The 11102-nt window shown below is 47.5% G+C and carries 6 protein-coding genes; 3 read left to right on the top strand and 3 right to left on the bottom strand.

Going from position 1 to position 11102, the window contains the following annotated elements; all coding sequences use genetic code 11:
- Window positions 1-88 precede the first annotated feature (88 nt).
- The 3 genes from AB6E52_RS18720 to AB6E52_RS18710 form a co-directional block, all read right to left on the bottom strand.
- Window positions 89-2944, bottom strand: coding sequence for an FAD-binding and (Fe-S)-binding domain-containing protein (locus tag AB6E52_RS18720; protein WP_102320302.1), 2856 nt, complete (start codon window positions 2942-2944; stop codon window positions 89-91).
- A 159-nt stretch (window positions 2945-3103) separates the two neighbouring features.
- Entirely contained in the window at window positions 3104-4243 is a 1140-nt protein-coding gene (gene lldD, locus AB6E52_RS18715) for an FMN-dependent L-lactate dehydrogenase LldD (RefSeq protein WP_102320301.1), read from the bottom strand.
- A 201-nt stretch (window positions 4244-4444) separates the two neighbouring features.
- Window positions 4445-6139, bottom strand: a complete 1695-nt coding sequence (locus AB6E52_RS18710; protein WP_102320300.1) for an L-lactate permease — start codon at window positions 6137-6139, stop codon at window positions 4445-4447.
- A gap of 234 nt (window positions 6140-6373) precedes the next feature.
- Here AB6E52_RS18710 and AB6E52_RS18705 point away from each other — a divergent pair, with 234 nt between their 5' ends.
- From AB6E52_RS18705 to AB6E52_RS18695, 3 genes are all read left to right on the top strand, one after another.
- Window positions 6374-7291: a LysR family transcriptional regulator gene (locus tag AB6E52_RS18705; RefSeq protein ID WP_017068571.1), complete on the top strand. Its 918-nt coding sequence runs from the start codon at window positions 6374-6376 to the stop codon at window positions 7289-7291.
- 11 nt (window positions 7292-7302) lie between these two features.
- Complete coding sequence (locus AB6E52_RS18700; RefSeq protein WP_102320299.1) at window positions 7303-9363, top strand: prolyl oligopeptidase family protein; 2061 nt, start codon at window positions 7303-7305, stop codon at window positions 9361-9363.
- A gap of 373 nt (window positions 9364-9736) precedes the next feature.
- Window positions 9737-11026 (top strand): carbohydrate porin, encoded by a 1290-nt coding sequence (locus tag AB6E52_RS18695; RefSeq protein WP_102320298.1) that lies wholly within the window; start codon window positions 9737-9739, stop codon window positions 11024-11026.
- Window positions 11027-11102: the final 76 nt, after the last annotated feature.

The raw sequence follows: 11102 nt of genomic DNA, 5'->3' as shown, positions 1-11102 counted from the left end.
GCTTGTACGGTGGTGTGAGAGGACGGAGGCCGTGAGGCCTCCTCCTACTCGATTAAGCTAGAGCGCATCACTCGGAGTAAGCGCGAAGCTACTGCGCCACTTCGTCCACCAAGTACAAGATGGATTGATACGGAATACCACTGTGATGTGACAAACCGATCTCACAGGTTCGGCTGTTGCTGAATCCACGAGTACAGTTGCTCGGCACTTGTTCTTTGAGTGGATGCACTGCCGCCTCATTCAGCTCTGGCGTGGTAAAACCTTTGTCACCCGCCCAACCACAACACTGAATATGCTCAGGAACGATGACCTCTTCGGTACACGCTTTAGCAAGGTTCAACATCGCGCCTTCCAAACCCATTCGACGAGAACTACACGTCACATGCAGCATCACGGTTTCTTGCAGCGGCTCAAGTGTCAGGTGCTCAAGCAGGTATTGATTCACAAACCCTGTCGGCTCTAGCACCTCTAGTGGTTTGGTGAACTGTTCAATACTGCGTTTAGCACATGGGCTGGTATCCATTAATACTGGGTATTCACCCTGACGACTGGCTTGCCACAGCACTTCTTCGAGTTGTTGTGCTTTAGATTGGGCTAAATCGGTCATTCCCTTGCTGTCGTAAGGCATGCCACAACATTGGTCATCTAGCTTCTTCGGAAGAATAACCTCAAATCCGGCTTTGTTAAGCAAAGACATGGTCACTTCAGTTAGAGGACGTTGGTCGCCCGCATCACTCTGTTGTCCCATGGTGCGACTCGCACACGAAGGCAGGTAAACCACCTTCTTATGATTGCTTGAGTTTTCTGCCGTCACTGGTGATGAGACTAGCGAGTGACTATTGGATTGCGGCATCTCAGGCATCCAAATTGGTGTCGCGCCTTTAGTCATTGAGCGCAGGCCGTTGGTTAGCTTGCCGACGGTATTTGCGCCTAATACTTTACTCGCCACTTGGTTGGTTTTGAGGCCGGCCTTGGTAAGTTTAGTGGTGGTCGAGAAATGATCCGCTGTCCACTTAGCGATAGGTGTGAATTTCTCGTATTTGGCAATACGAAGCTTCTTAATTAAATCACCGGTGTTGATTCCCACAGGGCAACGCTCTGCACACAGGCCTGTCGCCGCGCAGGTATCAATGCCTTGGTATTCGAAGGTTTTCTCTAGTTCGCTTGCTTCTATTTCTTCACCTGCAGCACGGCGACGTTGTAGCTCTCGGTACAGCACGATACGTTGGCGAGGCGATAGGGTTAAGGTACGAGACGGACAAACAGGCTCACAGAAGCCACATTCAATACAGCGGTCGACAAGGTCGTCAGCAGCAGGCATTGGCTTCAAATTGGTGATGTGTGAATTTGGATTGTCGTTAATAATAACTCCGGGGTTGAGCAGTCTTTCTGGATCAAACAAGGCTTTGATCTGTTGCATCAAGGCGTAGCCATCTTTGCCCCATTCCAATTCGACATAAGGCGCCATATTACGGCCAGTGCCATGTTCTGCTTTCAGTGAGCCTTGGTATTTCACCGCGACCAGTTCGGCAACGTCATCCATGAAACCGCCGTAGCGATCGATTTCTGTTTGGCTATCAAAGCCTTGAGTAAACACAAAATGCAGGTTGCCTTCGAGGGCGTGACCAAAAATAATCGCTTCGCTGTAGTCGTATTTATCGAACAGCTCTTGCAGCTCTCGAATACCATTAGCAAGGTTTTCGACAGGGAAAGCCACGTCTTCAATGATAACGGTCGTACCGACTTCACGCACTGCGCCAACTGCAGGGAACATGCCTTTTCGGATGCCCCATAGGGTTGCGACTGTCTTTGGATCGGAAGTGAAAGGCACCGATTCAACAATCGTGTACTCAGTCAATGCGTCCAAAATTGATTTACATTGTAAATCTAAGTCCTGCTGGGAGCTGGCGTGTGATTCAACCAAAATCGCCGCCGCTTCTAAATCTAAGCTCGGCATAAACGCAGGCATGCCCGGTTTGTCAGCTACTGAACGAAGTGCTCTGCCATCCATCAATTCCACCGCAGCAACCGGCGTTTTTGATAGAGTAGTCACGGCTTTACTGGCTTGCTCTATGTCGGAAAATACTAACAGAGCCGAAGCTTTGTTCGGGTGTTCGATCACCGTGTTGTAGGTAATCTCAGCGATGAAGCCTAGCGTGCCTTCAGAGCCAATCATCAGGTGTTTGATGATCTCAATTGGGTCGTGGTAATCGACCAAAGCATTCAGAGCGTAGCCAGTGGTGTTTTTGAGTCGGTACTTGTGGCGGATTCTGTCTGCGAGTTCTTGGTTTGAAGCTGTCTGTTGATGTAATTCAACAATGCCTTCAAACAGTTCTTTGTGCGATTGCTTGAATGCCTCAACACTTGCGTTATCAGCCGTATCAAGCAGGGAGCCATCACTCAATACGATTTTCATGCTTTCGACAGTACGATAGGAGTTTTGCGCAGTACCACAACACATGCCGCTGGCGTTGTTCGCCGCAATACCACCGATTTTACAGGTATTGATAGAGGCTGGATCTGGGCCGATTTTACGTTGGAAAGGGGCAAGGTATTTGTTGGCATCAGCACCAATCACACCCGGTTGAAGGATGATCTGATTGCCGTTATCGACAATTTCGTGGCCACGCCAGTCATCGGTCAGTGTGATGAGTACCGAATCTGAAACCGCTTGTCCTGACAGGCTGGTGCCTGCGGCGCGGAAGGTAAAGTGAATGCCGAGTTCGCGACAGCTTTGAATGGTGAATATCACTTCGTCTAAGTTTTTCAGCCTTAGAACCATTTTCGGTACCAAGCGATAGAAACTCGCATCGGTGCCGTAAGCCAAGCGCTTTGCCTCTTGTGTGACAATGCGTTCTGTTTCTATTCTTTGAGCCAGTATCGCTTCAAGCTGCTTATAAGCTTGTGGATCTACTACTCGCTCATGGGATGTGTTTGTCTCCATCTTTGCTTCCTTGTGCTTCTTATTTGGCACTGATTTGCTTTTTTGTTTTTTTATTTTATTTTCCAGTGCTTAAACGGTGTCACAACGGCAGTGTAATTGCTGTGACACCGATTGAACTTCGGTCTAAGTAGACCAAAGCATTACAGTGAATCAACGGACTTAATCTAGCCCCACCAAAGATTCACGGGTTAAGTCTTTGATTGTCTTGGCGCCAGTTAGAGTCATCGCAACGCGCATCTCTTTGTCGTACAGGTCGAGTAGGTTCTCAACACCTGCTTGTCCTTGCGCTGCTAACGCGTAAACGAAAGAGCGGCCAAGCAAGGTGCAGTCTGCGCCCATCGCCATCATGCGAACTACATCTAAGCCAGTACGAATGCCAGAGTCGACCAGAATTTTGGTGTCGCCTTTAACTGCATCAGCAATCGAAGGCAGCGCTTTGGCACTTGATAGAACGCCGTCAAGCTGGCGGCCGCCGTGGTTTGAAACCACAATGCCGTCTGCGCCAAATCTCACCGCATCCTTTGCATCTTCTTCATCAAGAATGCCCTTGATGACCATTGGACCGTCCCAGAAATCACGAATCCACTCTAGATCTTTCCATGAAATCGACGGGTCGAAGTTATCACCTAACCAACCGATGTAGTCTTCCAGCTTGGTAGGAGAACCACGATAAGTAGAGATGTTGCCTAGGTCGTGTGGTTTACCCAGTAAGCCGACATCAACTGCCCAGCTAGGATGACGCATAGATTGGAATACGCGGCGTACTGCTGCATTTGGACCACTCATTCCTGAGTGCATGTCACGGTAGCGAGCGCCGGGTACGGGCATATCCACGGTGAAGACCAGTGTTGTGACGCCAGCGGCTTTAGCGCGTTCAAGAACGTTCTTCATGAAGCCACGGTCTTTTAACACGTAAAGTTGGAACCACATTGGGCGTTCAATCTTAGGTGCAACTTCTTCAATCGGACATACCGACACGGTCGACATGGTAAAAGGGATGCCTTTGTTGTCGGCGGCTTTTGCTGCTTGTACTTCACCGCGTCTTGCGTACATACCCGTTAAACCAACAGGCGCCAGTGCGATTGGCATCGCTAGCTTCTCGCCAAATAGTTCGGTTTCCAAATTTAGGTCCGACATGTCGTTGAGTACGCGTTGTTTTAGCGCAATCTCAGCTAGGTCAGCCGTGTTGCGACGTAGGGTATGTTCTCCGTAAGAGCCACCATCAATGTAGTGGAAAAGAAACGGTGGTAATTTCGCTTTTGCTGCGGCGCGGTAATCAGTCGATGCGGATATGATCATAATTTCAGTCCTAAATTCTTGGGATGTTGCTCTTCTTTGAGAGCTTGGTTTGGGCTGCTTTAATTCGGGAAAATGGCGTTAATACCCATGGGTGTTGATGTGCTCTAGTATCCATCCCGGAACTCATCAACTGTCTTATTAGACGGTGTCGCTGTCGGGGAATTGAGTATTAACGCCAAGTGCTTTTGAACGACTTATGGTTTACATAAGTGCGTCGGTCATTTTGAATCCGTAGATAACCACTAGGCCGATGATGCCTGTCATCACCAAGTAGTAGAACGTTGGAATGATTGTCTTACGTAGGGTTGCACCTTCGCGTCCTAGCAAGCCAACAGTTGCTGATGCCGCTACCACGTTGTGAATCGCAATCATGTTACCTGCTGCTGCACCAACGGCTTGTAGAGCAACAACCACCGCACTAGAGATAGTCAGAGTCTGCGCTACTTCGAATTGGAACTGGCTGAACATCATGTTTGAAACTGTGTTCGAACCTGCAATGAAGGCACCTAACGCACCAACCGTTGCACTCAATGCTGGGAATGCGCTACCAACGAGGTCAGCTGCGAAGTTTGCCGTGGTTACGGGCATACTTGCTAAATCTGCGCCGTTCACACCAGAGTTAATGAAGATACGAACCATTGGGATGGTGAACACCAACACAAAGCCTGCGCCAATCAGAGTCTTGCTCGATTCACCGAAGGCTTTAGCCAGTGGCGTTGCGCTGCGAGATTGCATGAGAACAGCAACCAGCGTGACGAAGACCAAGATACCGCCCGGTAGATACAGAGGCTGAATCGCAGTGCTCACACCGGTTTCACCAAGGATGTTGCTGAACGATAGGCTAACGCTCTTCAGTAGGCCTTTGAATTCAGGGCTCACGCGGCTCGCAACCAAGGTCACCGCTAGCAGCACGTATGGTGCCCATGCCATCGCCATGCTCATCTTCTTATGGCCTTGATTGTTGTCGTCAAGGTCGATTTTCAGAGAACCTAGCCATTCTGCAGGCCACTTGTCTTCGCTCTCAAAATCCCATTTTGATTTAGGTACTAGGAAGCCGCGTTTTGCTGCTGTTACAACAATCGCAAGGCCAACCAAACCACCAATCAGTGATGGGAACTCAGCACCTAGGAAAACACCCGTTAGTGCGTAAGGAATGGTGAAAGCGGCACCTGCGAACAGTGCGAATGGCAGGATATCAAGACCTTCAGTCCAGCTTTTGTTCTTACCGAAGAAGCGAGTCAGCATCATCGCCATCAATACAGGAATCATCACACCAACGCAGGCGTGGATGATCGCAACACTTGATGTGATCTGTTGTAGGTAAGCATCCCATGTTGAACCATTGGCAATCAGGCTTTCACCGATGTTGTGCGTATCCAAACCTTTGTTTACGCCAACAATGATAGGTGTACCAACCGCGCCAAACGATACCGGCGTAGATTGAATCATCATGCCCATCAGTACCGCAGCTAATGCTGGGAAGCCGATTGCAACGAGTAAGGGAGCGGCGATTGCAGCGGGTGTGCCGAAGCCAGATGCGCCCTCAATGAATGAACCAAAACACCAAGCAATGATGATCGCTTGTACACGACGGTCTGCTGATATGTCAGTAAATCCGTTGCGGATGGTGGTGATAGCTCCGGTGTGTTTCAAAGTGTTTAATAAGAAGATGGCGCCGAACACAATCCAGAGAACCGACACTGTAATGCCGAAGCCTTGGAATACAGAAGCCAGCACGCGAGTGCCAGACATGTCCCAAGCAAGTAGGGCGATAGCAACGGTTAAGGCAAATGCCACAGGCATCGCTTTTTTTGCAGGCCAGTTAAGGCCAACCAGTAGAATCGCTGCAACAACTATTGGTGAAAATGCCAATAGGGCTAGTAGAGTTTCACTCATGGGTACTTCCTCGTACTGTTTTCAAACGTTCACGTTTGAAGTAAAGATCACGTTATGGTTTGTCATTATTTGAATCGCTTTGGCCTCTAAACGGGAACCTTCTTTAGGCGAATCTTGTAATTGGAATGACTGTTTTTGTAATTGTTTTGTTAATTTGGCGTGAATTTACCCCTTTATTTTTTATTGATATAGGGAAATAATGAAAATAATTAATTCCAAAATTGGCATAATCAGATGCGAGCAGACGATTTGATCCTGTTTTCACAGGTGGTAGAACTAGGCAGCTTCAGTAAGGTGGCAGAGCAAAATAACCTTACAAATTCGGTAGTTAGTAAAAGAATTGCGCGTTTAGAGGAAGAGATTGGCGTGCAATTATTATATCGAACCACGCGTAAATTGACCTTGACTGAGGCGGGCAAGGCAATGTTACACGGGGCCAAAAATGTGAAGCAGGCAGCTCAAGAGGCTATGGACGCAGTTTCAGGCTTTGGTGAAAATGTCAGTGGTCATATCAAAATGTCAGTGCCTACTATCTCCGGAGATTTGATTCTCGCAGACGCTGTGGCCGAGTTTTGTAATATGCACCCAGGTTTAACGGTCGATATGTCTCTGAATAATCGCTTTGTCGACTTGGTTGAGGATGGTCTCGATTTGGTGATTCGAACCGGCTACTTGGAAGATTCAAGCCTCATTGCTCGTCATATATTGGATTCACAATGGGTGGTGTGCGCTTCGCCGTCTTATATTGCTAAGAACGGTAAGCCGATGCTGCCTAAAGATTTAGTGCAGCACAATTGCTTGCAATACGCCTATCAAACAACGGGTGCTAGCGAATGGCAGTTTCTGCATAGTAAAGATGGCTGTACCGACAATGACAAATATATCGTGCGTGTTGCGGGCTCTTTTTCGACTGACAATGCGACCGCGTTAAGAAAAGCGGCGCTGGGTGGGCATGGTGTGGCGTACGTACCACGTTGTCTGGTTTATCACGACATTCGCAATGGTCAGCTGGTGGATATCTTCCCTGATTTGGTAGGCAAAAAGTTGGGAATTTATGCGGTGTACCCTTTTACTCGCCAGCCACCAAACAAGATTAAGTTATTGATTGAACATATCAGAACGCGCTACTTGACGATTTCTCACTATTTTTAATAAGGATCACGATGAGCTATTTAAAAGAGTATCCATATCCAGTCACCAATAAACAGATCGTCAGCGATGACTATTTTGGTCAGATAGTCGAAGACCCATATCGCTGGTTAGAAGACGACAGAAGTGACGAAACCGCGCAGTGGGTGGCGAGCCAGAATGAAGTGACGTTTGATTACCTCGCTCAAATCCCGTATCGCGCAGAACTGCGAGAGCGATTAGCGAAAGCGCAAGACTACAAAAAGAGCTCGCAGCCGTTTGTGCGAGGTGATTATACCTATTTCTATAAGAATGATGGTCTGCAGAACCACAGTATTCTCTATCGTCAGAAAGAGGGGCAACAGGTTGAAGTCTTCCTAGATCCGAATACCTTCTCGGAAGACGGCACCACATCATTGGGATCAGTTTCGTTCTCGAAAGATTACAGCTTAGTGGCATACAGCATCTCTGAAGGTGGTAGCGACTGGCGTAAGATCTTCGTGATTGATACCGAGACTAAACAGCAGCTTGAAGCCGAAATCACTGACGCCAAATTTACTGGTATTTCTTGGTTGGGTAATCGCGGCTTTTATTACTCTAGTTACGACAAGCCAGACGGCAGTGAACTCTCTGCTCGTACTGAGCAACACAAGCTGTACTTCCATGAGTTGGGTACAGAGCAAGCTAGCGACAAAGTTATCTTTGGTGAGAACAACGCTGAGCAGCACCGCTATGTATCAGGCTATACCACCGAAGACGACCGTTACTTGATCATTCTAGGGCGAGAGTCGACATCGGGTAATAGACTGTTCTATATCGATTTAAACTCACCAGAACAACAGCTGAACACGCTGATTGATCATGTGGATAGCGACATTTATCTCATCGATAACCAAGATGAGACCTTCATTCTATATACGAATCTTGATGCGCCTAATGGCAAGGTGGTGAGCTTTGGTACTCGCGATGGGAAATGGCTCGAAATCATCCCTGAAAAGCCACAGCCATTGGATATCAGCACGGGTGGTGGCCACTTGTTTGCTCACTACATGGTGGATGTGGTGTCTAAGATTGAGCAGTTGGATTACCAAGGTAACCTAGTTCGTGAAATTCATTTGCCTGGGCTGGGAACGGCCAGTGGCTTAGGTGGAAAAAACGAGCAAACTCAGCTTTATTACACCTTCACCAACTATGTTACGCCGCCCACTATTTTCTCTTTTGATGTTGAATCGGGCAGCTCAGAAATTTATCAGCGCTCTGAGTCTCCGTTTGAATCGGACAAGTTTGAATCTAAACAGGTTTTCTATACCTCAAAAGATGGTACACAAGTTCCGATGCTTATCTCTTATAAGAAGGGGCTAAAGCTGGACGGTAATAACCCAACGATGTTGTACGCCTATGGCGGTTTCAACGTTAGCCTAACGCCTTCTTTCTCAGGTACGGTGGGCAGTTGGTTGGAATTGGGTGGTGTGTATGCAGTGCCGAATTTGCGTGGCGGTGGCGAGTATGGAAAGGCGTGGCACAAAGCGGGTACTCAGCAGCAAAAGCAGAATGTGTTTGATGACTTTATTGCTGCTGCGGAGTTCTTGATCTCAGAAAACTACACCAGCAGTGACAAGCTAGCGATTCGCGGCGGTTCTAACGGTGGTTTGTTGGCGGGCGCTTGTATGACACAGAGGCCGGAGCTTTTCCAAGTGGCTCTGCCTGCTGTTGGGGTACTAGATATGCTGCGTTACCACACGTTCACGTCTGGCGAAGGCTGGGCATACGACTACGGTACCTCTGCGCAAAATAAAGAGATGTTCGAATACCTGCTTGGTTATTCTCCGGTTCACAATGTGGTGCGCGGTGTCGACTACCCAGCAACTTTGGTCACGACCGCTGACCATGACGACCGCGTGGTGCCCGCTCACTCTTATAAGTTCATTGCAGAGCTGCAAGATAAGCATGAAGGTGGTGCACCTGTGATGATTCGTATCGATGTTAATGCGGGTCACGGTGCGGGAATGCCGCTGAGTAAAGCGATCGATCTCACTGCCGATATCTATGTATTTACGCTGTTCAATATGGGCGTTGAATCTCTAGACTCGTTTTAGATAATGCTTGATTCTAGATAATTGGGTGTTTGACTCAGACCAAAAAGCCTCAAAATCGACCTTAGATTTTGAGGTTTTTCATATATATGAAAACCAATCAAAACTGCACCATATTTCCTTCATTTTCACACACACTTTTCCGTGATAGACCCCGCCATTATTGATGAAATGAAAGCGATTTCAAGCTGATATTTTACGCATTATTCAATTTAAATGACTGATCTTTATTTAATACTTTTGCCCATGAGTTTTCTAAAAGTTTCATGGCCCTCAAGCTAATTTATCAATGTGAACAGCGGCTAACTTTTCAACGCTTTCATTGCTTAATATTTCCCTGTTCGATGAAAACTCAAAAAAATAATAGGGAATTACAATGCAAAAATTTAAGCTTTTGCCAATAACGGTCGCAGTGGCGGCTTCGCTTGCTTCACTCTCTTCTTTTGCTGCAGAAACGGATCTTGCTGCTCTAGAACAACGAATCCTAGAGTTAGAATCTCAAGTTGGTGACATCAAGTATGTTGATGATCAACAACAAGCGGTTCTAACTGCAGAAACGAATGTACCAGACGGTATCGTCTTCTCTGGTTACGCTCGTTACGGCGCTCACTATAAAAGTGGTGATGAGCGTTATGTAGACATCGGTACAACAGGCCGTTCTGTTGGTCGTTTGGGTAACGAAGCCAACGGTGGTGAAGTTCAGTTAGCTAAGCTTTTCCAAGCTGACAATGGCGCTATCTGGGACATCGTATTCATGGCTGACCACTGGGAAGCTGACTCGTGGGCTGACGACGGCGGCCTGAGCATGAAAAAAATGTACGCTGGTGTAACCAATGTATTTGAAAGCCAGCCTGAGCTGTACATGTGGGCTGGTCGTGACTTCCATCAACGTCCGCAACAAGGTTTGAACGATTACTTCTGGATGTCTCACGATGGTCAAGGTGCAGGTTTTAACAACCTAGATTTTGGCGGTGCCAAGCTAGACATGGGCTTTGTTGGCCAAGTGAAAGGCGGCCTAGTGAACGACAACGGTCGATACGCAATTACTTCTAAGTTGCACTCTATTAATGCGGGTATCGGCCAACTAGACCTATATGCGAACTATGGTTTTGCTTCAGATGAAGCAGACTCTGACGTAGCGGGTGATCCAAAAGTCAGCGATGAAACGGCATACCTAGTAGGTGCAACCTTAGGCTTGGGTGAGTCTAACAAGTTGGTTGTTAAGTATGGCGACGGTGCGGATTCATCAGTATTCGACCTGAAAGGTGACTACCAAACTTTGTACGCAAGTGTTGAAGGTAGCTACGCAGCAACAGACAACTTCATCATCGATTACTTAGTGTCGTACAAAGATAACTCTGGCTCAGATCTAGACCGTGAGAACACGGAATACGCGGGTATCGTTCGTCCACAGTACCAATGGGATGATGTTCACTCTACATGGTTAGAAGCTGGCTACGGCATGGTTGATTACGATGATGACGGTGAAGAGAACGCGTGGAAAGTCACTTTGTCTCAAAACGTATCTTTAGGTGGCTTACCTTGGAGCCGTCCAATGCTTCGTTTCTACACAACCGTGGGTGATGTAGAAACCAAAGGCAACACAGTGAAGACAACGAATGTTGACACATTGTCGTTCGGCGCAATGTTTGAAGCTTGGTGGTAATCACCGATATAGAAAGAGCGGCTCTTTGAATTCGGCATATTTTCAAAGAGCCATGCTTTCGAATATCCATGCTTTT

The organism is Vibrio sp. 10N.247.311.13 (assembly GCF_041467595.1).
GTDB lineage: Bacteria > Pseudomonadota > Gammaproteobacteria > Enterobacterales > Vibrionaceae > Vibrio > Vibrio crassostreae_C.
Note: the sequence above shows the minus strand (reverse complement) of the source record. Positions and strands in the feature narration are given on the sequence as shown.

Coding starts and splice junctions, on each gene's coding strand:
- AB6E52_RS18720 (WP_102320302.1), bottom strand. CDS start 2,944: ATGGAGACAAACACATCCCATGAGCGAGTAGTAGATCCACAAGCTTAT.
- lldD (WP_102320301.1), bottom strand. CDS start 4,243: ATGATCATATCCGCATCGACTGATTACCGCGCCGCAGCAAAAGCGAAA.
- AB6E52_RS18710 (WP_102320300.1), bottom strand. CDS start 6,139: ATGAGTGAAACTCTACTAGCCCTATTGGCATTTTCACCAATAGTTGTT.
- AB6E52_RS18705 (WP_017068571.1), top strand. CDS start 6,374: ATGCGAGCAGACGATTTGATCCTGTTTTCACAGGTGGTAGAACTAGGC.
- AB6E52_RS18700 (WP_102320299.1), top strand. CDS start 7,303: ATGAGCTATTTAAAAGAGTATCCATATCCAGTCACCAATAAACAGATC.
- AB6E52_RS18695 (WP_102320298.1), top strand. CDS start 9,737: ATGCAAAAATTTAAGCTTTTGCCAATAACGGTCGCAGTGGCGGCTTCG.